General features: G+C 71.3%; 16 protein-coding genes. 15 read left to right on the top strand and 1 reads right to left on the bottom strand.

The features are described 5' to 3' along the window. Window positions 1-14: 14 nt before the first annotated feature. The 15 genes from IG08_RS0128630 (at window position 15) to IG08_RS0128560 (ending at window position 24,421) form a co-directional block, all read left to right on the top strand. Entirely contained in the window at window positions 15-1,964 is a 1,950-nt protein-coding gene (locus tag IG08_RS0128630; protein WP_030608502.1) for an ATP-binding protein, read from the top strand. Further along, the gene (locus IG08_RS0128625) at window positions 1,955-2,248 is read left to right on the top strand and encodes a hypothetical protein (protein WP_030608500.1); all 294 of its coding nucleotides are present in this window, start codon (window positions 1,955-1,957) and stop codon (window positions 2,246-2,248) included. Before IG08_RS0128630 ends, IG08_RS0128625 begins: the two co-directional genes overlap by 10 nt. Then, on the top strand, window positions 2,245-8,697 hold the full coding sequence (locus IG08_RS0128620; RefSeq protein ID WP_234342998.1) for an eCIS core domain-containing protein: 6,453 nt from the start codon (window positions 2,245-2,247) through the stop codon (window positions 8,695-8,697). The genes IG08_RS0128625 and IG08_RS0128620 overlap by 4 nt, the downstream gene beginning before the upstream one ends. Window positions 8,698-8,755: 58 nt before the next feature. Further along, complete coding sequence (locus IG08_RS0128615; RefSeq protein ID WP_030608494.1) at window positions 8,756-9,283, top strand: SUKH-4 family immunity protein; 528 nt, start codon at window positions 8,756-8,758, stop codon at window positions 9,281-9,283. A gap of 36 nt (window positions 9,284-9,319) precedes the next feature. Next, window positions 9,320-10,000, top strand: a complete 681-nt coding sequence (locus IG08_RS0128610) for a hypothetical protein (protein WP_030608490.1) — start codon at window positions 9,320-9,322, stop codon at window positions 9,998-10,000. A gap of 10 nt (window positions 10,001-10,010) precedes the next feature. Next, window positions 10,011-10,376: a hypothetical protein gene (locus IG08_RS0128605; protein ID WP_030608487.1), complete on the top strand. Its 366-nt coding sequence runs from the start codon at window positions 10,011-10,013 to the stop codon at window positions 10,374-10,376. Next, the gene (locus IG08_RS0128600) at window positions 10,369-11,508 is read left to right on the top strand and encodes a hypothetical protein (RefSeq protein WP_030608484.1); all 1,140 of its coding nucleotides are present in this window, start codon (window positions 10,369-10,371) and stop codon (window positions 11,506-11,508) included. The genes IG08_RS0128605 and IG08_RS0128600 overlap by 8 nt, the downstream gene beginning before the upstream one ends. A gap of 27 nt (window positions 11,509-11,535) precedes the next feature. After that, on the top strand, window positions 11,536-12,072 hold the full coding sequence (locus tag IG08_RS0128595) for a phage baseplate assembly protein V (protein WP_030608481.1): 537 nt from the start codon (window positions 11,536-11,538) through the stop codon (window positions 12,070-12,072). 74 nt (window positions 12,073-12,146) lie between these two features. Further along, a complete protein-coding gene (locus IG08_RS0128590; protein WP_030608478.1) occupies window positions 12,147-12,482 on the top strand; it encodes a hypothetical protein in 336 nt (111 codons plus the stop codon). Further along, the gene (locus IG08_RS0128585) at window positions 12,479-12,865 is read left to right on the top strand and encodes a GPW/gp25 family protein (protein ID WP_030608474.1); all 387 of its coding nucleotides are present in this window, start codon (window positions 12,479-12,481) and stop codon (window positions 12,863-12,865) included. Before IG08_RS0128590 ends, IG08_RS0128585 begins: the two co-directional genes overlap by 4 nt. Then, window positions 12,862-15,954: a putative baseplate assembly protein gene (locus IG08_RS0128580; RefSeq protein WP_030608471.1), complete on the top strand. Its 3,093-nt coding sequence runs from the start codon at window positions 12,862-12,864 to the stop codon at window positions 15,952-15,954. Before IG08_RS0128585 ends, IG08_RS0128580 begins: the two co-directional genes overlap by 4 nt. Continuing rightward, window positions 15,951-19,736: a putative baseplate assembly protein gene (locus tag IG08_RS0128575; protein WP_030608468.1), complete on the top strand. Its 3,786-nt coding sequence runs from the start codon at window positions 15,951-15,953 to the stop codon at window positions 19,734-19,736. The genes IG08_RS0128580 and IG08_RS0128575 overlap by 4 nt, the downstream gene beginning before the upstream one ends. Continuing rightward, on the top strand, window positions 19,736-21,913 hold the full coding sequence (locus IG08_RS0128570) for a hypothetical protein (RefSeq protein ID WP_030608466.1): 2,178 nt from the start codon (window positions 19,736-19,738) through the stop codon (window positions 21,911-21,913). The genes IG08_RS0128575 and IG08_RS0128570 overlap by 1 nt, the downstream gene beginning before the upstream one ends. 70 nt (window positions 21,914-21,983) lie before the next feature. Continuing rightward, window positions 21,984-23,534, top strand: a complete 1,551-nt coding sequence (locus tag IG08_RS0128565) for a DUF6519 domain-containing protein (RefSeq protein WP_030608463.1) — start codon at window positions 21,984-21,986, stop codon at window positions 23,532-23,534. Next, window positions 23,534-24,421 (top strand): peptidoglycan-binding protein, encoded by an 888-nt coding sequence (locus IG08_RS0128560; RefSeq protein WP_030608459.1) that lies wholly within the window; start codon window positions 23,534-23,536, stop codon window positions 24,419-24,421. Before IG08_RS0128565 ends, IG08_RS0128560 begins: the two co-directional genes overlap by 1 nt. A gap of 16 nt (window positions 24,422-24,437) precedes the next feature. On the opposite strand, the gene IG08_RS0128555 is transcribed toward IG08_RS0128560, so the two are convergent. Next, window positions 24,438-25,820, bottom strand: coding sequence for a M1 family metallopeptidase (locus tag IG08_RS0128555; RefSeq protein WP_043455435.1), 1,383 nt, complete (start codon window positions 25,818-25,820; stop codon window positions 24,438-24,440). Between the last annotated feature and the right edge of the window lie 39 nt (window positions 25,821-25,859).

Below are 25,859 nucleotides of genomic sequence, written 5' to 3'. Positions count from 1 at the left end.
GGGCGGGTGAGGACATGGGGACGGACGGAACGGGCGGCACGGGCGTGTACGACGGAAGCGCGACGCTGACCGCTGAGATCCGGCGCGTTCTCGCCCGCGTCGACGCGCACGCGGCGCGGGCCGCCGGAAGCGGCGACGTACCCGGTACGGCTCTGGTGCCCGCCGAGGGCCCCGGCACCGCCCCCCTCGACGCCCTCGTCGCCTGCTTCGGGCTCACCTCCTTCGAGCGGGACCTCGTCCTCCTCGCCGCCGCCCACGAGTTGGAGCCCACGACCGCCGCCCGCTGCGCGGCCGCCTGCGGGGACCCCGAGCGGGCCCACCCGACCTTCTCGCTCGCGCTGGCCGCGCTGGCCGAGCCGCACTGGAGCGCGCTCACGCCCGTGGCACCGCTGAGGCGTTGGCGGATCGTCGAGCTGGACGACGCGTCACGCCTCACGACCACCCGGCTCCGGCTCGACGAGCGCATCCTGCACTTCCTGCTCGGCTCGCCCTACCTGGACGCCCGGCTGCACGGCCAGTTGCGCCGCAGCCCGGTGCCGGAGGCGCTGCCGCCGTCGTACGATCTGGCCGCGGACCGGGTCGCCGAGGGCTGGACGAACGGGACCGAGACCCCGCTGGTCGAACTGACCGGCGGGGAATCGCGCAGCCGGGCCGACCTCGCCGCCGCCGCGGCCGCCCGCTCGGGCCTCGGGCTCTACGCGATGAGCGCCGAGGACGTCCCGTCCGACCCCGCCGAGCGCGACCGGCTCGCCCGGCTGTGGCAGCGCGAGGCGATCCTGCTGCCCGCCGCGCTGCTCGTCGAGGTGGCCGAGCTGGACCGCGACCAGCGGGCGGCGACCGAGGCGTTCCTGGCCGCGGCCGCCGTGCCGATGGTCGTGTCGAGCGAGGACCCGCTGCGTTCGGAGCGGTCGTACGGGGCGCGGGTGGTCGTGCCGCGACTCGACGACGAGGAGCAACTCGGCCTGTGGTCGGGCGCGTTCGAGGAGATCGATCTGGAGATGGGTGAACTCCGGTCCCTCGTCGCCCAGTTCCAGCTGCCACCGCACGTCGTGCGGTCCGCGGCCGCCACCGTACGACGCCGGCTCCCGCACGAGGACGAGCTGGACGCCGCCGAACTCGCCTGGCGGGCCGGTCTCGACGAGGCCCGGATCGGCATGGACGAGCTGGGGCGGCGGATCGAGCCGCAGGCCGGCTGGGACGACCTGGTGCTGCACGAGCGGCAGACGAGCGTGCTGCGGGAGATCGTCGCGCATGTGCGGCAGCGGGCAACCGTCCACCAGGAGTGGGGATTTGCGGCCACCCTGCGTCGGGGGCTGGGTGTCACCGCGATGTTCGCGGGCGGCTCGGGAACGGGTAAGACGCTGGCCGCCGAGGTCATGGCGAAGGAGCTCGGTCTCGATCTCTTCGTCATCGACCTCTCCCAGGTGGTCAGCAAGTACATCGGCGAGACCGAGAAGAACCTCCGCCGCGTCTTCGACGCCGCCGAACGCGGTGGCGCCCTCCTCCTGTTCGACGAGGCCGACGCCCTGTTCGGCAAGCGCAGCGAGGTCAAGGACAGCCACGACCGGTACGCCAACCTCGAGGTCAGCTATCTGCTGATGCGGATGGAGGCCTACCGGGGCCTCGCCGTCCTCACCACGAACATGAAGAACGCCCTCGACACGGCGTTCCTGCGGCGCATCCGCTTCGTCGTCGACTTCCCGTTCCCGGCCGAGCACGAGCGGGCCGAGATCTGGCGCCGGGTGCTGCCGCCGCAGGCCCCGGTGAAGGACATCGACCCCGGGCTGCTGGCCCAACTCACCGTCGCCGGCGGCTCGATCCGCAACATCGCGCTGTCCGGGGCCTTCCTCGCCGCCGAGGAGGGCGACCCGCTGCAGATGCGGCACATGCTCGCCGCCGCCCGGACCGAGTACCTGAAGCTGGAGCGCTCACTCACGCCGGGGGAGGTCCGCGGATGGGTGTGACTTCTCGGGGCCGGGAGCCTTCGGCGATCCGTGTGGAGATAGGGGAGCTGGTGCTCGACGGGTTCCGGGCGGACCCCGAGCGGGTCTCGGCCGCCTTCGAGCGCGAGCTCACCCGGCTGGTGCGGGAACACGGGGTGCCGCTGGCGGCCGACGGGGCTCTGACCGTCGACGCGCTGAGCGGCCTCGCGCCCCTGCCCTCCGGGCTGTCCGCGCGACGACTCGGACAGGAGCTGGCGCGAGCCGTGCACGAGGGACTGAGCGGGCACGGGGAGGCGACGTCGTGAACGCGCAGAGCCAGCAGGCCGGTTCGGAGCAGACCGCCGAACAGCGCCGCCGCAAGCGCAAGGAACGGGCCGCCAAGTCCCGTACCCCCGACCCGAAGAACATCGTCAGCGGCGCCGGACAGCCCCTCGACCCGGGCGTACGACGGGAGTTGGAGGAGCAGCTCGGCCACGACCTGAGCCGCGTACGGCTGCACACCGGCCGCGACGCCGGTCAGCTGACCGAGCTGCTCGGCGCGGACGCCGTCGCCGTCGGCCAGGACGTCTTCTTCCGCGAGGGCGCCTTCAAGCCCGGCACCGACGAGGGACGGCGCCTGCTCACCCACGAGCTGCAGCACACCGTGCAGAACGCACACGGTCTCGGCGCGCTGCGGGCCGGCCGCGAGCTCGGCGCCGTGAGCCTGCCGCAGCAGTCCATCGAGCGGGAGGCGGAGGCGGCCGCCCAGGCGGTCGTACAGCCCGGTGCTCCGGAATCCGCCCCGCAGGACGCTTCGAAGGTCGAGGAGGGCCAGGCCACCCCCGGCTGGCTGCGTTACGCCACCGTCGACGCCGACCGGATGCGCGCCGAGGCCGTCGACCCGGCGACCCTCGTGGACCGGCTCGCGGGCAACGTGCTGCGCAGCCTGCGCGGCGACCCCACCGACGCCTCCGGTCGCGTACGCCTCCAACTCGCGCGCATGTCCGAGCAGTTGGAGGACGCGGTCGTCGAGCGCCTGGAAAACCGGCTGCTCACACCCGAGTACGAGCGACTCCTGGACCTCGCCGACGAGGCCCGCCCCGGCCCCGTCGAACTGCAGCCCGCCGACGTGCCGTTGCCCGAGATCGACCTCTTCGAAGCGCTCGGTGTCGAACGCACCCAGTGGAAGAAGAAGCAGGAGTCCGACCGGAGTTCCGACGACAAGCGCGCCACCGACGAGCGCGAGGAACAGCAGGACGCCAAGTCGCGCGACGAGAAGAGCGGCAGCGACCGCAGCCGCGCGAGTGCGGACGCCGCCACCGAGGACCAGGAAGCCGCGCAGCGCACCGAGCAGGAGGACGAGCGCAACGCCTCCCGGCAGCAGGACCGGCAGGAGCAGCAGCAGGAGGACGAGCAGGCCGCCACCGACCGCGACCGCACCGACCAGGCCGCCGACGAGCACGCCCAGGGGCAGCAGGAGGGCACCGAGCAGGCCAAGGAGGAGCGCAAGGAACAGCGCGAGCGCGAGGAGGCCGACCCGCAGCAGGCGAGCGCCCCGGGCGCCGACAAGCGCAAGCGCCGGGACGACCAGACGCAGCCCGCCGCAGGGTCCAAGAACGAGGAGCCGGACCCGAAGCAGAAGGCCCAGCCCGGCGCCGTACGCCCGGAAAAGGTCGACGAGCGGGCCGAACAGCCGGACTCCGCGCTGTCCGAGCACGGCCTGAACGACAAGGACGAGGACGGCGGCGCCGAGGTCGAGCCGCGCGAGGAGGAACGGCCGCTCGGTCTCGAGGCGGGCGCCGACAAGGAGGTCGCCGGCGGCGAGGACGAGGACGCCCGGACCCCGGGCGCCGAGGACGAACCCGCCATCAAGCCCGAGGACCACCTCCCCGAGGCCGACCTCGACCTGTCCGCCGTACCGACCGCGGACCAGCTCGAACCGGGCGCCGCCGAACCCTCCCTGCCCTCCTTCCCCACCCCGCCGCCGACCAAGGCGGAGAAGATCGAGCAGGAGCGGGAAGGCGAGCGGTCCGACGACGATGTCGAGGCCGGACCCGAGCCCAAGGCCCCCGGCCAGGACGAGGGACCCGTCGAGGGCGAGGCCCCGCAGCCCGAGAACGGGCCCGCCGCCCAGACCCGCGACCGCAGCACCAAGGACCTGCAGGAGACCGAGAAGCCGCTCGACCAGGAGGTCGGCCCGGACCTCGCGACCCAGGACAAGGAGCGGCCCGAGCCCGAGGCCGAGAAGCCCGACCCCGAACAGCAGCAGGAGAAGGAACACAGCAAGGACGCGGACGACGCCGACTCGGGTCAGGACGGCGACTCCGAGGAGCCGGACGCCTCGGTCGACAACCGCGAACAGCGGGACCGTACGGCCGTACAGCCGCAGTCGGCCGTCCAGGCCCCGGCGCCGCCCGTCGCGTCCCCGGTCGCGGCGGCCGTGTCCAAGCCGGCCGGGGCGCAGACGCCGAAGACGTCGGTCGAGGACCGCAATCCCTCGCCCGCCGCCCGGCGCGGCGCCGAACCGCCCAAGCCGGAGCGCGAGGCGCCGCAGGCCAAGAGCAGTGTGCCCAAGGAGTCCGGGCCCGGTGCTGCTCCCCGCGGACCCGTGGGCGCCGCCGAGAAGACCGGGCCGACGACCGCCGCCGGACCGGGTGCCGCGCCCTCCGCCGCGCAGGCGGCGGTGAGCCCGGCCGCCGAACAGACCGACACGCCCGGCCAGACCGCCACGGAGACGGCCGCGCCCCGGCCCGAGGCGTCCCTGGAGAAGGACGGCGGAGGGTGCGCCCCGCCGGCCCCCGCGCCGGAGAAGGAAGAAGGTCAGGGGAGTTGTGGGGGCGGCGGTGGCGAGGCCGCGCCGGAGGAGAAGGAGCAGGAGCCGCCGGACGTCTCGGGGCAGGACCCCAAGGCCGCCGTACAGACCGTGAGCAAGCTCGCGCCCGACCAGGCGGCTGCCGCCATGCCCGGGGTCGACAGGGCCGCGGACAACAAGGTCGGCGAGGAGCAGCAGCGGCTCGACGCGGCCCCGCCCACCAAGGAACGTCCCTCGGGGGCACCCGAGACGCGTTCGGCGCCGCCCGAGGCCGCCCCCGCGGCGGCCCAGGTCACCGGCAAGGTGGAGAAGCTCGGCCCGGAGGACCAGGCCGAGAAGCAGAAGGCGAAGGGCGGCGACAAGGCCGAGGGCAAGCAGCCCACCGAGGACGTGGCTCCGCCGCCGGCCCCCGCCGTGCCCGACAAGGGGCTGAGCGAGGCCGAGGCGCAGAACGTCGAGGCCGCGGCCGACGCCATCCCCACGACGGACCCGGAACTCGAGAACAAGACGGTCGGCCCCGCGCCGAAGATCCGCCTGGAGGGCGCGAGCGACCCCACGCGCACCGACGACCAGGCCAAGGCGCTCAAGGACAAGCAGTCCGACCTGCAGACGACCGGCCGCGAGGACGCGGCCAAGCCCATGGGCGAGGACCAGATCTTCCCCAACGCGCCCCGGGAGCAGCTGACCGGCAAGGCCTCCGGCGGCGGGCGCGGAAAGGGCGGCGAGCTCGCGGCCACGCCCGCGCCGAAGGCGGGCGTCGGCGCGGTTGCCAAGCAGGAGAAGGGCGGCGAGATCACCGGTGCCGCCGGCACGGCGCAGGGCGACCTCGGCAACAAGGAGAAGGAACACCAGCAGAGCGAGCAGCAGGCCAAGCAGGACAAGCAGACCGAGATCGACCGCGAGGTCGAGCGGAACACCTCGCAGCAGACCGGTGAACGCGGACGGGTCGCCCAGGAGACGCAGAAGCAGCGCGAGGACTGGCGCAACGAGCAGGACAAGAAGGTCGAGGACGCGGACAAGCAGTCCGGGGACGAGCACGGCAAGAAGAACAAGGAGATCGTCAAGGCGCGCGACGACAAGGACAAGGAGATCGGCGCGCGCAAGGACCAGGACAACGCGCAGATCGACACCGAGCGCGAGAACGCCGAGAAGGAGGCCGAGAAGAAGAAGGAGGAGGAGAAGCCCTCCGGAGGCCTGCTCGGCTGGATAGCCGACAAGGTCGCCGACTTCTTCAAGGGTCTGCTCGCGGCGGTCACCGCGGTCTTCGACGCCGCCCGCAAACTCGTCAACGGGATCATCGACAAGTTCAAGGAGTGGGCCAACCAGGCCATCGACTTCGTACGCGATCTGGCGGTCGCGGCGATCAACGCGCTCGCCGACGTCCTGATCGCGATCGGGGACGTGCTCCTGGCCGCGTTCCCGGAACTGCGGGACCGTTTCCGCAAGGCGATCGAGGGGCTGCGGGACGCGGCCGTCGCCAAGGTCAACGAGCTGGCGGAGGGCCTGAAGAAGGCGGTCAACAGCCTGTTGGACGCCCTTGCCGCCGGCCTGAACAAGCTGCTGGACGTCTTGGAGGCGGGCCTCAAGGCGGTCATCAAGATCTACCAGGCCGTCATCGTCGGTGCGATCAAGTTCGCGCAGGCGGCCATCGAGGCGCTCGGGAAGTTCGCGGCACTGGTCGCCGACATCGCGCCCGACCCGGGCGGCTGGATCTCCAAGGCGGGCAGCTCGGCCAAGACCGGCATCACCGACCACCTCTGGGGCGCCATCAAGGTGGCGGTCAAGGGGTGGTTCGACACGAAGGTCGAAGGCATCCTCGGCCTGGGCAAGGCTGTCATCGACGTCCTGGTCAAGGGCTGCGTGTCGCTGAAGCAGATCGGCAAGATGGCGTGGGACGCCATCATCGCGTCCCTCCCGATGATGATCGCCTCCCTGGTCATCGAGAAGGTCGTCTCGATGATCGTGCCCGCGGCCGGGGCGATCCTCACGATCGTCCAGGGCCTGATGGCGGCCTGGCAGAGCATCAGCTCGATCCTGGCGGCGTTCGGGAAGTTCTGGGCGTACCTGAAGGCGGTGAAGGCGGGGCCGGCGGCGTGCCTGTTCGCGGAGGTGGTCGCTGCGGGTGTGGTGGCCCTTCTGGACTTCATCACCAACTTCCTGATGATCCGCCTGTCTTCGGCGACCAAGGGCGTCGGCAAGCGGCTCAAGGCCATGTCCCAGAAGATCATGGAGGGCCTGAAGAAGGTCGGGGGCGGGGCGAAGAAGGCTGCGGGGGCGGCGGTGAATTCGGCTCGGGGGGCGATGCGGAACGCCAAGCAGAAGCTGGCGGAGCCGGCGGTCGCTCGCGGGCCGAAGGGTCATGCTTCGCCGGATCCGAAGTCTCCGGTGAAGCCGAAGGAACACGCGACACCGAAGGGCCCGGCGAAGCCGGATCCGTCGGCGACCAAGCCGAAGGACGGGGAGACGGGCCCTGGGAAGGGACGGGCACCGGAGAGGGAGCAGGGGCCGGCGAAGGACAGGACGCCTGACAAGGACCAGAGCCCGGCCAAGGACCGGGACCAGGCTCCCGCCAAGGACAAGACCCCCGAGGGGGCGCCTCCCAAGAAGAAGAAGGAGATCGAGGGCCCCAAGCCGACCAAGCCCAGGAAGCCCAAGTCTCCCGCCGGGAAGGCCCTCGCCAAGGCCAAGGGCGCCGTGAAGTCCGCCCTGAAGAAGGTCGGCAACGCCGCGAAGACACTCGGTCGGAAGCTGAAGAAGTCGAAGATCGGCAAGGCACTCAAGAACACCGCGTCGAAGCTCCGTGACCAGTTCAAGAGGAAGAAGGACCGGCTGCGCGAGGACAAGCGCCGCCGACAGGAGCAGAAGAGGCAGCGGCAGGAGCAGCGGCGCAAGGACGAAGAATCGAAGGAATCCAAGGAGGCGCGGCTGGCGAAGATCGTGGCACGCATCAAGCCTCGCCTGGACCGGATGCTCCGGCGCGGTTCGAAAGAGCCGGTCATGCGAGCCACATTGAGTGGCCTGCGCATCTGGTACCGCCTGAGCCAGCTGAACCTGGAAGGTTCCTCCAAGTACGCGATCAACGCCCTGCTCAACCCGCGACGGAAGGTGAGCGAGGCCGACCGGCAGCGCGTGCAACTGGTCCTGGACGGCGAAGATTCCGAAGTCCTGAAGGAAATCCAGAAGAGAGTAGGCATCAGGGAGTTCGATGACTGGTTCCTGCTTCAGGGCGACGAATCGGACACGGACTTCGCCAAGGGATTCCAGAAGCTGTACCAGGAATTGAAGCGCGAGATCGATGCGGAGAACGAGATCAGGGGCGCCCGGGAGGCAAACCTCTCCGAGGTGGAGCTCCAGGAAATGATCGCCAGGATGCCCAACGACCTGCAGGACATCAAGACGAGCGACTGGGCCAAGGGTAAGACCGACAAACTGATCGATGCGCTCACCAAGACTGTCGGTACGGGCCGGGAGCAGGTGAAACGCAAGAAGTCCAGGGGAATTGGTGACTCTCGTCCGCTGCCGGGCCAGCAGGACCGCGCCCCCATTCCCATCGAGTTCGAGCAGGTCATGGACAAGATTGACTTCGTCACCAAGGTCGTCGAGCTGAAGCGGTGGGAGTCTGAGGAAAAAGTGGAACTCTCGCCCTTCAGGGGCGAGAAGGTCGATGGTACCGGCAGGCGCAGCGGCATAGTTCAGGATTCGTATCGCGATGCCCTCGCGACCTACATCATGGACAAATTCAAGGACGACCCGGATCTTGCCGAAGCCGCCAGGACATATGCGATGAAGAAGCAGGCGGACCATCTGCGTGAGCTTCAGGGGGCGGGCGAAGACCATCCCGAGACCATGAGGCAACTGCACAATAAGACCAACTCGAAGGTCGGCCGCCAAATCCGAACATCAATGCAGAAGTTGGAAGTTGGCCGACTGGTAAAGTTCGTCATCAAGGGATGGTGGAAGTAACACGACGAATCAGCCCGCTTCATCATGAGTAAGCAGACACCACATCGGCGAGGAAATCATGGCAACGCAGCAGCAGCTCATCGATCTCTTTGGGGCGGGCAGCATCACCTGCCTCGACCTCTCGGACCGTGAGGTTTTCAAATCGGCCGGAATCGAGGCGGAAGAGCTCTTTGAGGTCGGCCTGCCCGACCGACTTGCCGGGATGTTCTCGGCGGAGGTCGTTGCTGACCCGGAGACCTTCGACGGTGTTTCCGCCAGCATCGGCGGTTCGCAGGTCACGCTCGTGACATTGGGGGCACCGCACAGCGAGTCCGATCTTCGCTACTACCTGAACCCGTTGGACGGGCGGATTCTGCTCGCGCGACTGGTCGCTGAGAACCCCGAGATCGAAGTCGTCAACGAGTCGCTCGGAAACTTCATCGAATTCCTGTATCGCATCGGCAGGTACAAGGCCTTCAGTATGGAAGCGGACGAAAATCAGCAAGCTGATTACAAGGATCTGCTCACCGCGTATCTCACCACCCTTGACCCTGGCTCTCTGAAGGAGTCGGACAACTGGTGGTCCATGGTGATCCGACAGCTCTGAATCCATGCACACCACCGACCGCGGCAGAGGCGAATCGTGACCCGCTACGCAGACATACCCAAGCCCATCCGCTCCGGCATAGTCGTAGTGGACCCCGACACCGGCGCCCCCCAACGCGTCATCGTGCTCCAGTTCAACCCGGACACCCTCGAACGCAGCCTCGCCCCCCAGTCCGCCGGAGACAGCAGTGACTCCGGCGGAGGCGGCAGCGGTGGTGGGGACAGAAACGAGGCGCTCCGGCTCAAGGGCCCCGCTCAGGAGACCTGGAAGTTCACCGCCGAGATCGACGCGACCGACCAGTTCGAGGTCGCCGCGCCCGACGGGATCCACCCCCAACTCGCCACGCTCGAAATGCTGGTGCAGCCGACCACGGCCCAACTGCGGGCCGCGAGCCAGCTGTCGCAGAAGGGGACCATCGAGATCAGCCCGATCGAGATGCCGTTGACGTTGTTCACGTGGGGGAGCAAGCGGGTCATGCCCGTGCGGCTGACCGAGCTGTCCGTGAACGAGTCCGCCTTCGACGTGAACCTCAATCCCATCCGGGCCTCCCTCGGCATCGGGATGAAGATCCTCACCGTCAGCGACCTGCCCGCCGGGCACCGCGGCGCCGACCTGTACATGGCGCACCTCGCGCAGAAGGAGCGGCTCGCGGCCGCCGCGCGGGGCGCCGGGCTGGGTGCGCTCGGGCTGAGTGGCACATTCAGCGGAAGGGGCTGAGCAGCACACCATGGCCGACATCGAGCCGTACGAGAACGCCCTGGGCGCGATACCCGGCGCTCATCCGTATCCGCGCAACAGCCGGTACCACGACGCCGAGATCGGCATCCACCGCCAGGCCGACGGGACCGAAGTCCGGTACACCAAGCGGCGGTTGCTGCCCCCGCTGGACCAGCAGGAGACGCAGGAACACATAGTGGGGGGCGGCGAGCGGGCCGACCTCCTCGCGCAGCGGTACTTCGGCGAGCCCGGGCAGTGGTGGCAGATCGCCGACGCCAACCCCGTACTCGATCCGAGGGAGTTGACGGACGAGGCCGGGCGCGTCATCGACATCCCGCTCGCCGGCGGGTTCCCGCGGGGGGACCGGCGTGTTTGACCTGCCCGTCGGGCAAGGCCCCGTCCACATCACGCTCCTCATGGGGCCCAAGCTCGCCCGGCCCGTCCCGGCCGAGGTCAGCGAGGCGCTGCTGTCCGCGCAGATCACCGCCACGGCGGGGGAGCGCAGCGGCTTCCAGCTGGCCTTCGACCTCACCAAGAACGGGATCATCAACCGGCGGCTGCTGCCCGAGGGGTTCTTCGACCCGAAGACCCGGATCATCGTCACCGTCAGCGTCAAGGGCACCCCCGACGTGCTCTTCGACGGCCTGATCGTCCGTCAGGAGGTCGGCGCCAGCAACCAGCCCGGCCACTCCACCCTCACCGTCACCGGCGAGGACCTGACCCTCCTCCTCGACCTGGAGGAGCGCACCGCCCGTTATCCCAACCTGCCGCCGTCGGAGCGCGTCCTCAACATCCTCCGCCGGTACTCGGACTACGGCATCCGGCCCGACGTCTACACCGAGAAGGTGGCGCAACCCCCGCACCAGGACCTCCGCGTGCACTACCAGACCGGCACCGACCTCCAGTACGTCACCGAACTCGCCCGCGCCAACGGCTACACCTTCTACCTGGAGCCCGGCCCCAACCCCGGTCAGTCCTCCGCCCGTTGGGGACCTGAGGTCCGCCTCGGCATCCGCCAGCACGCCCTCAACGTCAACATGGACGCCAACTCGACTGTCGACCAGCTGACCTTCGCCTACGACGGCACGGCGCGCGAAGAACCGCAGGCCCGCTGGCAGGACCCCGGGACCCGGCAGTCCACCCTCCTCCCGCAACCGCCGATCAGCCCGCTGCGCCCGCCCCTGGGCAAGCGGCCGACCCCGGCTCTCAAGCGCAAGACGCTGTCCGGCACGGCCAAGCAGCAACGCGAGCAGGCCGAGGCGGAGTTGCTCGCCCGCGCCGCGGTCTCCGCCGACGTCGTCTCCGGCTCCGGCTCGCTCGACGTCAACCGGCACGGCTACATCCTGCAGCCCCGCCAGCTGGTCGGTGTGCGCGGCGCCGGACGGGCGTACGACGGCGACTACTACGTCAAGTCCGTCACGCACACTCTGCGCCCGGGCTCGTTCCAGCAGAACTTCACGATCTCGCGCGAGGGCCTGGAGGCCATCGGCGACACCGTGCGGCCGTAACAGACCTCACATCAGGAGCAGTTCAGCATGGCGGCAACCGGCAACAGCTACCTCGGCAAGTTCCGCGGCCGGGTCGTGGACAACAACGACCCGCTGCGCATCGGCCGTATCACCGTCGAGGTCCCGGACGTCCTCGGCGACGAGCCGTCCACCTGGGCGCTGCCCTGCCTGCCGTTCACCGGGCCGGAGTCGGGGCAGTTCGTGGTGCCGCCGCCCGGCGCGGGCGTCTGGGTGGAGTTCGAGCAGGGGGATCCCAGCTTCCCGGTATGGACCGGGTGCTGGTACGGCGCCGCCGAGGAACTGCCGCCCGACGCGCGCCGCGAGCTGCAGGCGAACTCGCCGAACAAGCCCGTCGTCGTGCAGACACCGGGGGCCCACAAGCTCGTACTCAACGACACCGCCGGCGCCGAGCAGGGAATCCTGCTCCAGGCCCAGGGCGGCGCCTACATCCGCATCACCAAGGAAGCCGTGGTCATCGCGACCGGCGCGGGCGCCGAGGTCATCCTCCGTGGCCGCGAAGTGACCATCAACGAGGGCCAGTTGACCGTGCTCTCGAAGCGATAGACGAGCGATAGACCAGCGATGGACCAGCGATAGACGAGCGATCGAAGAACGAAGGAAGACGGGGAGAAGAGAAGTTGCCCGGGAGTCTGCTCGATGCCGGCGCCGTGATCGGCTGCCCGCACGGCGGCCGTGTCACCGCCGCCACCACGCCCTCCGGCGGTGTGCTCAGCCAAGGGGTCGCCATCGCCACGGCCGCCCACGGCTACGTCGTCACCGGCTGCCCGCACACCGTCGCCGGTGTGCACACGCCCTGCGTCTCGGTCCGCTGGACCGCCGACGGCAGCGGCGTCACGGTCGACGGCGCGCCCGTGCTGCTCGACACCTCCGCGGCCCAGTGCTTCACCGCGGCCTTCGTGCCGCAGGGACCGCCGGTCGTCCAGGCCGCACAGCGAAAGGTCACGGTCCGATGAGCCCACGCGCCCGCACGCGTTCCGACATCGCGTTCCCCTTCCACACCGACCGCCGGGGCCGCACCGCGCACGCCACGCACGGCGAGCACGTCCACGACCTGGTCGAACAGCTGCTGTTCACCAGCCCCGGCGAGCGCGTGATGCGCCCCGACTTCGGTTGCGGACTGCTCGACCTGGTCTTCGCCCCGAACAGCCCCGAGCTCGTCTCCACCCTGGAGCTGTCCGTGCAGGCCTCGCTGCAGCGCTGGCTCGGCGACCTCATCGACGTGGTCGCGCTCGACATCGAGAGCGACGAGAACGTCGTACGGGTTCATCTGTCGTACGTCGTGCGCGCCACCGGCACCCTGCGCGACGACGTCTTCGAGGGGAGGGCCGCCGCATGACGAACGCGACGAACACGACGACTTCCCGGCGTGCCAAGGTAAGGGCCGCTCAGCTCAACGGAGTTGACGCCGTCGAGGTGAGCGACGACGGGCTGCTGCTCACCGTCACCTTCCTCGGCAAGGCCCCGCACGGCCTCGGGCCCGAGAACGTCCGCATCGACGGCGGCCGCCGCATCACCGGCATCACCGCGGTGGACGTCAGCATCGAGCGCGAGGAGGACCCCGAGCTCGACGACCGGCTCTACGTCACCCTCGACGGGGCCGGCGACACCTCCCGCTACCGGCTCGCGCTCGTCGAAGCCGACCCCTATGGACGCCCCGGCACCGCCCCCTTCCGCGGCTTCGACCAGCGCTACCACACGGCCTCCTTCTCCTTCCGGCCCGACTGCCCGACGCCCTTCGACTGCAAGGACGACTCGAGCGAGCAACCGGACTTCCCGGACGCGCCCGTCATCGACTACACCGCCCGCGACTACGACACCATCCGCAAGCTGCTCCTGGACCGCCTCGCGCTCACCACGCCCGACTGGGTGGAGCGCAACCCCGCCGACCTGGGCGTGACCCTCGTCGAGCTGCTCGCGTACACCGGCGACCAGATCAGCTACCAGCAGGACGCGGTCGCCACCGAGGCCTATCTCGACACCGCGCGCCGAAGGGTGTCCGTACGGCGACACGTCCGGCTCATCGACTACGCGATGCACGACGGCTGCACCGCCCGTGCCTACGTCGCCGTCGGGACCGCGGGCGACCACACGATCGCCCCGGGCACCTTCCGCTTCGCCTCCGTCGACGTCCGCACCCTCGACCCGCACGACCGGCCCGAGCCCGGCACGGTGATCGACGAGACCGACCTCGGCGACCTGGACGAGCGCGGCTCGGTGGAGGTCTTCGAACCGGTCGTGGCCGCCGACCCGTTGGAGCTGCGCGTCGCGCACAACGCGATCCGCCTGTGGACCTGGGGCGGCGAGGTGTGCACCCTCCCCAAGGGCGCCACCTCCGCCACCCTGCGCGACGAGTGGCGCGACCGGGAGACCTGCCAAGAACGCCAACTCGATCTCAAGCCTGGCGACTTGCTGATCCTGGAGGAGGTCAAGGGCCCGCGCACCGGCACCCCCGGCGACGCCGACCCGGCCCACCGGCAGGCCGTGCGCCTGACCTCCGTCGTCCCGGCCGTCGACCGGATCGAGGACCAGCCGGTCCTGGAGGTCACCTGGGCCGCCGAGGACGCGCTCCGCTTCCCGCTCTGCCTGACCACCCGGGGCGGCCGCGACTGCCTGCCCGTCGAGGACGTGTCCCTCGCCCGCGGCAACGTCGTCCTCGTCGATCACGGCCGTACGCTCCACGGGCTCCCGGAGACGTTCACCGTCCCGCCCGAGCCCGCCGTCGTCACCCCCTGCGCCCCGCCCGTCTTCGGCTGCGACGACCGCACGGAGGGCAACGCACCGGCCCGCCTCATCAACTCCCTCACGGACAAGGCCGAGTCGGGCGAGGCACTCGTACCGGACGACATCCGCGAGCTGTTCCAACATGTCGGCGAGGCCGCCACCGTACGCGCCGGACTCGGCCTGGAGCGGGCCGGGCAGCGGCACGAGCGTGTGGTGCCCGGCACGGCATACGCGCAGGCCACAGTCCTGCGGACCCTGCTCGCGCAGTCCGTCTACCCGGGGATCGCGCCCCGCTTCCGGCCCGTTCTCGGCCGTGCGCCGGTCGTCCAGGCCGTGTCGTACCCCGAGTCGCGCACCGTCGCCGCGGGACAGGCCGAGCGGATCGCCGCGATCCCCGGACGCATCCGGCAGCGGCTCGTCGAACTGTGGCGCAGCGCCCGCGACCGCGACGGGCTCGGCGAGGAGGAGATCGCCGAACTCACCGTCGTCTACGGCCTGAAGGTCCTGGAACGCCTCGAACTCCACCGCCACCCCGTGCGCGCCCTGCGCGAACTCCTGCACCGCAGTGACAAGTTGCTCGACACCAAGCTGCGCCGCGTCGAGATCCTCACCGCGCGGGCTCGTGCGGGCGCCGTCCTCGACGGGCACATCGCCTGGGAGATCGCGCACAGTTGGGGCCCGGGCTACGCCGCCGGACTGCATCCCGACGAGCCGGTGCTCCGTGGCTCCGCGACCGCTGCGCTCGCCCAGGACCCGCGCGGGGCGTTGCCCGCCGTACGGATCCAGGACAGCACCTGGGAACCGCGCCGCGACCTGCTCGACAGTGCCCCCCGCGACCGGCACTTCGTCGGCGAACTGGAGGACGACGGCCGTCTCGCCCTGCGCTTCGGCGACGGCCGGCATGGCGCCAAGCCGACGCCGGGTGCCCGGCTCGCCCTGACGTACCGGCTCGGCGGCGGCATCGCGGGCAACGTCGGCGCGGAGGCCATCAACCACCTCGTCGTCCAGGCCGAGAACCCCCCGGCCGCCGTGGTCCGCAATCCGCTGCCCGCAGTCGGGGGAGTGGAGCCCGAACCCATCGAGCAGGTCAGGCAGTTGGCCCCGCTCGACCTGCGCCGCACCCGTCTGCGCGCGATCACCGCCGAGGACTACGCAGCCCTCGCCACCGCACTGCCCGGAGTGCAGCGCGCCGCCGCCGAGATCCGCTGGACCGGCAGCGTCCAGGAGGCCCACGTCGCGATCGACGCGTACGGCAGCGGCGAACCGTCGGCCGAGCTGCTCGCCCAGGTCGAGCAGGCCCTGGAGGCGTACCGGCGCATCGGCCACGACCTCGTGGTCGGCGCCGCCCGCCCGGTACCGCTCGACATCGCGATCGGCGTGTGCGCCGCACCCGGCCACCAGCACGGACAGATCCTGGCCGAGCTGTACCGCGTGCTCGGCAGCGGCCCACGCGGCTTCTTCCACCCCGACGCGCTGACCTTCGGCGAACCCGTCCGGCTCAGCCGCCTGGTCGCCGTCGCCGCGGCCGTTCCCGGCGTGGAGAGCGTCCAAGTGACGCGGCTGCGGCGGCTGTTCGAGGAGGACCGAGGAGAGAAGGAGGACGGTGTGCTGCGGCTCGGCCCGCTGGAGATCGCCACCTGCGACAACGACCCCGACCGGCCGGAGAACGGCCTGCTGGCGATATCCCTGGGAGGTGCCCGATGACCGCGACCGACGAGTGCACCTGCGGCTGCGGCGGCCACGACGAGCGCCTCGCCCCCACCCCGGTGCACAACCCACCCGGCCGCACCGCCCTCGACTACCGCGTCGGCGAGTACGGCTCCTTCCTGGCGGCCCTCCTCGACCGGCTCGCCTCGCCCGCGTACCCGGCCCTGGACGGCCTCACCGTCCGCACTCCCGACGACCCGGCGATCGGCCTGCTCGACGCCACCGCCGTCCTCGGCGACCTGCTCACCTTCCACTCCGAGCGGATCGCCGACGAGGCCTACGTCCGTACGGCGAACGAGCACCGTTCGCTGGTCCTGCTGGGCCGCCTCGTCGGCCACCGGCCGCGCCCCGGAGTCGCCGCCGCCACGCATCTCGCGTACACCCTGGAGCGCGACCCGCGCGCCGAGGCCCTGCCCGTGCAGATCCCGCGTGGCGCCCGCAGCCACAGCGTGCCCGCCTCTGCCGACGAGCAGTCCCTGACGTTCGAGACCAGCCGGGACCTCACGGCCCGGTGGGACTGGAACGAGCTGAAGGTTCGTAGGCGCAGGCCGTCCCTCGTCACCCCCGAGGATCTGGAGCGCCGCTCCGAGCTGTTCGTCGAGGGCACGGCGAACTCCCTCGCGACCGGTGACCAGTTGCTGTTCGTCTTCGGGGAACAGGCGGGTGGGGAACGCAAGTTGCTGCCCGTCGCCGGGGTTCGTGTCGACCGGGACGACGAGATCACCGCGATCACCCTGCCGAAGTCGGCGCCGGCGACGCTGAAGGAGCTCGTCGACGAGGTACTGCGCTGGACCGCCGAACCTGCCGCCCCGGGTGAGCCTGGAGACGAACCGCCTACCCCTGAGGTGCCCAACCCGCGCCCGGTGAGCCGGCTGATCGACGACATCGACGACCAGGTGCTCGAGCCGCTGCGGACGGATCTGGACGGCATCAAGACGCCGGAGCGGCTGGCGGCACGCCTTGCGGAACCCGTTGCCCGGCTTGGCGAGGCGCAGGTGCTGGCCGAGCCGTATGAGGACGTTGCTGCTTGGTTCGAGCAGTTGGAGGCCGTGCTCGCGGAACTTGCCGAGCGGGCACTGGAGTTGGCACCGGCGCAAGCGGAGACGGCGGGTGGTCAGTCGGCTGCGGCGCCGTCTCGGCTGGTCGCGCCCCGCGGCGGAGCCGCAAATCGATACAGTCCCGCGCCCCTTCAGGGCGATTCGCGTGCCGCCGCTCTTCAAGCTCTCGCCGCTGTCCTCCCCGCGCTGCGCACCGCATCTCCGGCAGCGGGCACCGGCACACAGCGCCCCGCCACCGACCCCGCCCGCCTTCTCTCCGCCCTCAACCCCACCATCGGCAGCCTCTACCCGGCCTGGCGCACGGCCGCCGCCCCCACCACCCCCCAACTCCTGCGCGAACTGCTCGCTCTGCGAGTGACCGCGGCCCCCTTCGGTGCCACGGCCCCGCTCAAGCCGGTCCAGGACGACCAGGGCCGGGTCATCCGCAGTGCGGACTGGCCGCTCACCGGGGCCGTGCTCACCGGCATCCGCGTCGCCTACGACACCGCCGGCAAGGTCCCGGGCCGGGCGGATTTCCAGTACATCGAGGGCAGCAGCTCCGACCAGCGGGCCGTGAACCTGCCCGTCACCCAGCCGGTCTCCTTCGCCCTCGGACCGGGGCAGGTCGATCTGTCGATCCGCTCCGGCCAGGACCGCGACCTGAGCTGGCTCACCCGGCGCCCCGCCGACTCCCAGGAGCCCGGCGTCACCGTCCGCCTCCGCGGCGGGCTGCCCGAGCGCACCCTGTTCGTGTCCCGGCCGGACGACGACGGCCTGATCCACGTCGGCATCCACAACGGCACCGCGCAGGAGATCGCTCTGCGGCCGGGCGCGAACGAGCAGTTCACCCACGGCGAGTACGAGGTGAGCCTGCGCTACACCGTGGGCAGCACCGAGCCCAACGTCGAGATCGTGATCGCCTCCAAGCCGGAACCCGTCAACCACAGCGTGCTCCAACTGGACACCGTGCACGCCGGCGTCACGGTCGGCAGCTGGGTTGCCATCCAGCGCCCCGGCAAGGGCACCAAGATCCCGGGCGACGCCAAGCTGGCCTTCGTCACCACCCAGGTGGTCGAGGCGCGTGTGGCGGCGTACACCAACTACGGCATCACCGGCCGCGGAACCGAACTCACCCTCGCCGACCCCTGGTTGGACGAGTTCGACGTCCTCCTCTCCCACATCCGCGACACCACCGTGCACGCGGCGGGCGAGGCGCTGCGCCTCGCCGACGAGCCGCTCGGCGAGGACGTGCACGGCAACGAGATCGAACTCGCCGAGCTGTACGACGGGTTGGGTGCCGGACGCACGCTCGTCGTCACCGGTGAGCGGAGCGACATCCCGGGGAGCATCAGCGCCACCGAGGTCGTGGCCATCGCCGCCGCCGACCCGGCCGTAGACCCCCAACTCCCCGGCGACCACGTCCACACCCGCCTCACGCTGACCGGCGACCTGTCCCACCGCTACCGCCGCGAGACCGTCCGCATTCTCGGCAACGTCGTGGAAGCCACCCACGGCGAAAGCCGGGACGAGGCCATCGGCAGCGGCAACTCGGACCGCGTCAACCAGATGTTCGCCCTCTGGCAGTCGCCGCTCACCTGGCTGGCCGACTCCAACCCCCTCGGTGCCACACCGGTGTTGGAGGTCCGCGTGGACGGCGTGCTCTGGCACGAGGTCGACAGCCTCGCCGGACGCGGCCCGCGCGAGCGCGTCTACATCACCGGCAGCACCTCCGACGGCCGTACGACGGTGACCTTCGGCGACGGCGTCCACGGCGCCCGTCTGCCCACCGGCCACGACAACGTCCACGCCCGCTACCGCTTCGGCACCGGCCGGGCCGCCAACGTCTCCGCCGACCGCATCACCCAGCCCCTCACCCGCCCCCTCGGCGTCACCGCGGTCACCAACCCCCGCCCGGCCACGGGCGGCGCGGACGCGGACGGGCCCGGCCTGACCCGCCGTACGATCCCCCTCGCCGTCTCCGCCCTGGACCGGCTGGTCTCCCCGGCCGACTACGAGGACTTCGCCCGCTCCCGCGCCGGCATAGGCCGGGCCGCCGCACGCGAACTCTTCGACGGGCGGCGGCGCGTGCTGCACGTGACGGTCGCGGGCACGGACGACGTGCCGATCGCGGAGGAGACCCTGCAGCCCCTGCGCGGCGCGCTCACCGAGTACGGCGACCCGGGCCTCCCGGTCCGTGTCGACCTCCGAGAGCTGGTCCTGCTGCTCGTCGCCGCCAAGGTGAAGGTCGCCACCGACCACGCCTGGGAGACGGTCGAACCGCGCCTGCGCCAGACACTGCTGCGCCGACTCGGCTACGAGGGACGGGAGTTGGGCCGCCCGGCCCGCCTCTCCGAGCTCCTGGCCGCCGCCCACACCGTGCCCGGCGTCGACTACGTGGACGTGGACGTCTTCACCGGCGTCCCCGCCTCGGCCACCCCGCAGGAGCTCACCGAGCTGCTCACCGACCAGGGTGCGCCGAAGGCGTCCGTCCCCGCGCATCCGGCGACGTACGACGAGAAGGTCCACACGGTCACCGCCGCGAACGGCGAGACCCTGACGGAGATCTGCGCGCGCTACGGCATCCCGCTCGCCGAACTCCTGCGCCTCAACCCCGACATCACCGACACCCGGCGCCTGCCCAAGGGCCGGACGGTGTTCGTCTTCCGCGGCATCCGCCCCGCCCAACTCGCGCTGCTGTCGCCGCGCGCCGCGGACACCCTGATACTCACGGAGGTCAAGTGATGTCCCCGGACGTCCAGTTCGACACGGCAGCCCCGGTGACATCTCGGGAGCCGGACGGCCTCGCCGCGCTGCTGCCCCGCTGGCATCTCCTGCGCGACGCCGAGGAGGGCGAACCGCTGCGCGCGCTGCTCGCGGTGATCGCCGAGCAGCTCGACCGGGTCCGGGACGGCGTGGAGCAGGGCTACGAGGACCTGTTCGTGGAGACGGCGGCCCCCTGGGTGCTGCCGTACCTCGGCGACCTCGTCGGCTACCGCACCCTCCCGGGCTACGAGCGCGTCCTCACCACCGGTCTGCACGAGGGCGGCCGGGCCGCGCTCGCCGAGGCGATCGCCCCGCGCGCCGACGTGGCCGCCACCGTCGCCAACCGCCGCCGCAAGGGCACCCTGCACCTCCTGGAGGAGATCTCCGAGCAGGTCGCCGGCTGGCCCGCGCGGGCCGTCGAGCTGTCCCGCCTGGTCGCCCACAACCAGCCCGTGAAGCTCTACAGGGACACGGGAAGGGGCCGTCTCCTCGACCTCCGGGACGGCTCCGGGCTCGCCCTCGCGGGCGGCCCCTTCGACACGGCGGCCCGCACGGTCGACGTGCGCAGCGCCAACTCCACGCGCAGGCAAGGTGGTTGGACCCCGGCCGGAGTGGGTCTCTTCGTCTGGCGGCTCAAGGCGTACTCGCTGACGTCCTCCCCGGCCTACTGCGTCGACCGCGCCCGCAACCTGTACACCTTCTCCATCCTGGGCAACGACAGCCCCCTGGTCACCAAGCCGGTTCCGGAGCCGTCCCCGACCCACCTCGCCGCCGTCGACAACGTCCCCGCCTTCATCACCCGCCGCCTGCTCCACGACCGGCTCGCCGACTACTACGGCCCCGGCAAGAGCCTCGTCATCCGGCGCGACGGCGAGGACAAGCCCGTACCGCCGTCCGACATCGTGGTCACCGACCTGTCCGACTGGCGCTACCGGCCCAAGCGCGGCCAGGTCGCCGTGGACCCGGAACTCGGGCGCATCGCGTTCGGTGCCCGGTCCGCGCCCCGGCAGGGCGTGTGGGTGGACTACCACTACGCGTCCGGCGCCGACATGGGCGGCGGCGAGTACGAGCGGCCCGACCGGGTGGAGCGACCCGACGCCGCCTTCTACCGGGTCGGCCCGGGACAGCCGTACCGCCAGATCATGGACGCCTACCGGGCCTGGCAGCACGACCGCCGTGCCGACCGGACCGGCCCCGAGGGCATCATCGAGATCACGCACAGCGGCGCCTACCAGGAGCAGCTGGACTTCGACCTCGACCCCGGCGACCGCCTCGAAGTACGCGCCGCCGAGGGCACCCGGCCGGTGATCCGCCTCCTCGACTGGTACAGCAACCGCCCGGACGCCCTCAACATCCGTGGCGTCTCAGAAGACTGCGCCCCGCACGAGCGGCCGCGCATCGTCCTCGACGGCCTCCTCGTCGCCGGCCGCGGCATCAACGTCACCGGTCCGATGGGCGCCGTCGTGGTACGCCACACCACCCTCGTCCCCGGCTGGTCCCTGGAGCCCGAGTGCGACCCGCACTCCCCGGAGGAGCCCAGCATCGTCCTGGAACGCACCACCGCGTGCCTCCAGATCGAGCACAGCGTCCTCGGCACCATCGAGGTCATCGGCGACGAGGTGAGCGAGGACCCCCTCGACATCCACCTCCGCGACAGCATCCTCGACGCCACCGGCCACGACCGCGAGGCCCTCTCCGCCCCGGACTGCCGCCACGCCCACGCCGTCCTCCACGTGCACCGGACGACCGTCATCGGCGAGATCCACACCCACGCCGTGCAGATCGCCGAGAACTCGGTCTTCACCGGGAAGCTCCACGTGGCCCGGCGCGGCATCGGCTGCCTGCGGTACTCGTACGTCCCCGCGGGCTCTCGCACGCCCCGTAGGCACCGATGCCCCACTCACACGAGCCCGTTGTTCTCCTCCGTGCGCTACGGGACGCCCTGGTACGCCCAGTTGGCCGACCTCCCCCACTCTCGGCTTCGCTCGAGCGGGGGGACCCCCATCCCCGAGGAGATCCGGCGCGGCGCGGACGACGGTGCCGAACTGGGCGCCTTCCACGACCTGTACCGGCCGCAGCGCGAGGACGGCCTCAGAGCGCGACTCGCGGAGTACACGCCCGCGGGCACGGACGCCGGGATCTTCTTCGTGACGTGAGTGACGTGAGTGACGTGAGCAGTGCCGCCGTATGACCAACCCGCAATCCTGAACCAGGGGGACCCCCTTCATGCACGCTGACCTCTCCCGCTCCACATTCCGCCCGGAGCGGCACTACTCCGCGGTCGTCGCCCAGCAGGGCCGCGTCCAGCTCGACGCCGACGCCAACGAGCAGACCGCGATCCAGCTCCACCAGGCCCGCACCTTCGCCGCCGACCTGATCGGCCAGCACGGCGGACCGCGCGACGCGGCCGGGTTCCGCGTCGAGTACGTGGGCGGCAAGCACGACATCGACACCCTGTACATCCACGGCGGCCGGTACTACGTGGACGGCATCCTGCTGGACGCCGACCGCCCCGCGCCGGGCGTGCCCGTTCCGGATGAGGACACCGAGGCGGAGGACAGCGCGGCCCCGCCCACCTTCTGGACCTACTGGGACCAGCCCGACGGCTTCCGTGACCCGGAGAAGCCCGGCGACCGGCTGCCCTCGCCCGCGCAGTCGCCGTTCGTCGTCTACCTGAACGTGTGGGAGCGGTCGGTGGGCGCCGCCGAGGACCCGGCGCTGCGCGAGGTCGCCCTCGGCGCGGCGATGCCCGACACGGCCGCCCGCGTGAAGGTCGTCTGGCAGGTCCTGCCGCTGTCCCTCGCCGAGCTGGCGATCGAGGAGACCGACCCGTCGAAGGAGGTCGTCCGCGCGGCCTTCGACAAGTGGGCCAAGGGCCAGGCGGCCCCCTCCGCCCGCCTCGCCGCCCGCAGCGAGCGCCCCGACCACGCCGACGAGGACCCGTGCCTGGTCAAGCCCGACGCCCGTTACCGCGGCCCGGAGAACCAGCTCTACCGCGTCGAGGTCCACGCCGGCGGCGTGGCCAAGGACGCCACCTTCAAGTGGTCCCGCGAGAACGGCTCGGTGGTCTTCCCGGTCGACGAACTCGACGGCACCTGGGTGCAGTTGGCGTCCCTCGGATACGACGACAAGCTGGATCTGGACGTCGGCGACCACGTGGAGTTCACGGACACCGCGTACGCCTCGCGTCTGGAAGCCCTGCCCCTGCTGCGAGTTGAGGAACTGGACCTGCCCGGCCGCAGGGTCCGCCTGTCCGCCGAGCCCGAGCCGGGCGTCGGCCGACTGCCGCACCTGCACCCCTTCCTGCGCCGCTGGGACCACCACGAGGGGCCGAAGCGCAAGGGCCGCACGTCCGCCCTGCAAAAGGGCGCTCTCAAGGTGGAAGAGGGCGAGTGGCTCCCCCTGGAGGACGGCGTCGAGGTCTACTTCGCCAAGGGCGGCACCTACCGCACCGGCGACCATTGGATCGTCCCCGCCCGCACCGCCACCGGCAGCGTCGAGTGGCCCACCGACCCGGCCCGCCGTCCGCTCCTCCAGGGGCCCGTCGGCATCGCCCGCCACTTCGCCCCGCTGGCCCTGGTCAAGGGCGAGGCCGGCGCCGTGGACCTGCGTCTCGCCTTCGGCCCGCTGGCCAGCAGCATCCCTGCGGCGGACGAGGCGACGCTCGCGGCCGAGGAGCAGGCCCGCAGGCAGGAACAGGCGGCGGAGGCCGACCCGTCCGGCGGGCGGTCGCAGACCACCGCGGACGCGGAGGCCGCGGCGGAAGGAGACAAGTGATGGCCAAGCCGATCAGCGCGTCCAAGATGCTGGAGCTCCTGCGTGCCGAGGGCCTGACGGTCCACGAGGTGCGCAACTGGCGCACCCACAACCGCAACACCAAGGGCCCCTGGGGCCCGTTGAACGGTGTGATGATCCACCACACCGTCACCTCCGGCACCGCCGCCTCCGTCGACATCTGCTACGACGGCTACTCCGGTCTGCCGGGTCCCCTCTGCCACGGTGTCATCGACAAGAAGGGCGAGATCCACCTCGTCGGCAACGGCCGCGCCAATCACGCCGGGCTCGGCGACGGCGACGTCCTGCGCGCCGTCGTCAACGAGACCGGGCTGCCGCACGACAACGAGGCCGACACCGACGGCAACCGGCACTTCTACGGCTTCGAGTGCATCAATCTCGGCAATGGCAAGGACCCCTGGCCCGAGGCGCAGAAGGAGGCCATCGAGAAGGTGTCCGCGGCCATCTGCCGCCACCACGGCTGGAGCGAGCGCTCCGTGATCGGCCACAAGGAGTGGCAGCCGGGCAAGTCGGACCCGCGCGGCTTCACGATGGACGGCATGCGCAGGCGGATCGCCGACCGGCTGGGCGGGAAGGCCCCGAAGCCCGACCCGGACTCGAAGCCCACGCCGGCGAAACCGTCGTACGTGCCGTTCCCGGGCGCGGACTTCTTCCACGTCGGCCAGAAGTCACCGATCATCACCGCCATGGGCCGCCGTCTGGTCGCCGAGGGCTGCGGCCACTACGAGGAGGGGCCGAGCCCCGAGTGGTCGGACGCCGACCGGAAGTCCTACCAGGCCTGGCAGCGCAGGCTCGAGTTCCGGGGCAAGGACGCCGACGGCATTCCGGGCAAGGTCAGCTGGGACAAGCTGAAGGTGCCGGCGAGTTGACCGAGCGGCGGCCCGCCTATGCCGAGTCGGCGGTGCCGGGCGGGTAGGCGGGCCGCGCCGGAATCCGGGCCTCCGGCGGCGCGGGCAGCGGCGGCAGCTTCGGCTCGTACAGCCACGTCCGCAGCAGGTCGTCCAGCGGCTCGGCGGCGAACCGGGCCACATGCGCGGTGAACGTGGCCGTGTTGACCGCCCCGCCCCGGTACAGCCCCGCCCAGCCGCGCAGCATCCGGAAGAACGCGTCGTCGCCCATCGCGCAGCGCACCGCGTGCAGCGCGAGCCCGCCACGCTCGTAGAGCCGGTCGTCGAACATCGACTTGCGCCCGGGGTCCGCGAGGCGCAGATCCTGGGGGAGCGAGGACAGCAACCGGTGTGCGGCGGCGGCGAGTTGGTGGGCGCTGCGGGCACCCGAGCGCTCCGACCACAGCCACTCGGCGTACTTCGCGAAGCCCTCGTTCAGCCAGATGTGCCGCCAGTCGGCGATGGACACGCTGTTGCCGAACCACTGGTGCGCCAGCTCGTGCGCGACCAGCCGCTCCGAACCCCGCGCCCCGTCCACGTGGTTGGCGCCGAACAGCGACAACCCCTGGGCCTCCACGGGCACATCGAGCTCCTCCTCCGTGACGACGACCGCGTACTCGTCGAAGGGGTAGGGCCCGAACAGCTCCTGGAACAGCTCCATCATCGCGGGCTGCCGCGCGAAGTCACGGGAGAACTCCGGGAGCAGATGCGCCGGAATGTGCCCGTGCTGCGGCACCCCGCCCGGACCCGGGTCGCCCAGCAGCACCGTCTGGTACTTGCCGATGGACAGCCCGACCAGATAGCTGGACGTCGGCGCCGCCTGCTCGTACACCCAGGTCGTCGTCGAAGCCTTCGTCGTCCGGGTCAGCAGCCGCCCGCCCGCCACCACCGCGTACGCCGACGGCGTGGTGATCGAGATCTGGTACGAGGCCTTGTCGGCGGGCCGGTCGTTGCACGGGTACCAGGACGGCGCCCCGATCGGCTGGCTCGCCACCAGCGCCCCGTCCGACAGCTCCTCCCAGCCGAGCCCGCCCCACGGGCTGTTCACCGGCTTGGGATTGCCCGACCAGTGCACCTCGACGGTGAACGCGGCCCCGGGCCGGACCGGCTTCGCGGGGCGGATGCGCAGCCGGCCGCCGCGGTGGGTGTAGTGCGGCTGCCGGCCGTCCACCCGCACCCGGCCGATCTTGAAGTCGGCCAGGTTGAGCTGGAACTCGGCGAGCGGCGACCGTCCCGCGATGGCGTTGATCCGGGCGGTGCCCGCCAGGCGGTTGGGACCAGGGCGGTAGTCCAGCGCGAGCTCGTAGCGGTGCACCCGGTAGCGCACATCGCCGTTGTCCGGGAAATACGGGTCGGGTCCCACTGACTGCTGAACGGTCACTGCTGCGTCTGCTCCCTGCGCTGTGCTCGTGAGGGGACC

Origin of the sequence: Streptomyces fulvoviolaceus (assembly GCF_000718165.1) — a bacterium.
Lineage (GTDB): Bacteria > Actinomycetota > Actinomycetes > Streptomycetales > Streptomycetaceae > Streptomyces > Streptomyces fulvoviolaceus.
Note: the sequence above shows the minus strand (reverse complement) of the source record. Positions and strands in the feature narration are given on the sequence as shown.

Bases quoted from the DNA above. Each gene is read 5' to 3' on its own strand.
- IG08_RS0128630 (WP_030608502.1), top strand. From the start codon at position 15: ATGGGGACGGACGGAACGGGCGGCACGGGCGTGTACGACGGAAGCGCG.
- IG08_RS0128625 (WP_030608500.1), top strand. From the start codon at position 1,955: ATGGGTGTGACTTCTCGGGGCCGGGAGCCTTCGGCGATCCGTGTGGAG.
- IG08_RS0128615 (WP_030608494.1), top strand. From the start codon at position 8,756: ATGGCAACGCAGCAGCAGCTCATCGATCTCTTTGGGGCGGGCAGCATC.
- IG08_RS0128605 (WP_030608487.1), top strand. From the start codon at position 10,011: ATGGCCGACATCGAGCCGTACGAGAACGCCCTGGGCGCGATACCCGGC.
- IG08_RS0128595 (WP_030608481.1), top strand. From the start codon at position 11,536: ATGGCGGCAACCGGCAACAGCTACCTCGGCAAGTTCCGCGGCCGGGTC.
- IG08_RS0128585 (WP_030608474.1), top strand. From the start codon at position 12,479: ATGAGCCCACGCGCCCGCACGCGTTCCGACATCGCGTTCCCCTTCCAC.
- IG08_RS0128580 (WP_030608471.1), top strand. From the start codon at position 12,862: ATGACGAACGCGACGAACACGACGACTTCCCGGCGTGCCAAGGTAAGG.
- IG08_RS0128575 (WP_030608468.1), top strand. From the start codon at position 15,951: ATGACCGCGACCGACGAGTGCACCTGCGGCTGCGGCGGCCACGACGAG.
- IG08_RS0128570 (WP_030608466.1), top strand. From the start codon at position 19,736: ATGTCCCCGGACGTCCAGTTCGACACGGCAGCCCCGGTGACATCTCGG.
- IG08_RS0128565 (WP_030608463.1), top strand. From the start codon at position 21,984: ATGCACGCTGACCTCTCCCGCTCCACATTCCGCCCGGAGCGGCACTAC.
- IG08_RS0128560 (WP_030608459.1), top strand. From the start codon at position 23,534: ATGGCCAAGCCGATCAGCGCGTCCAAGATGCTGGAGCTCCTGCGTGCC.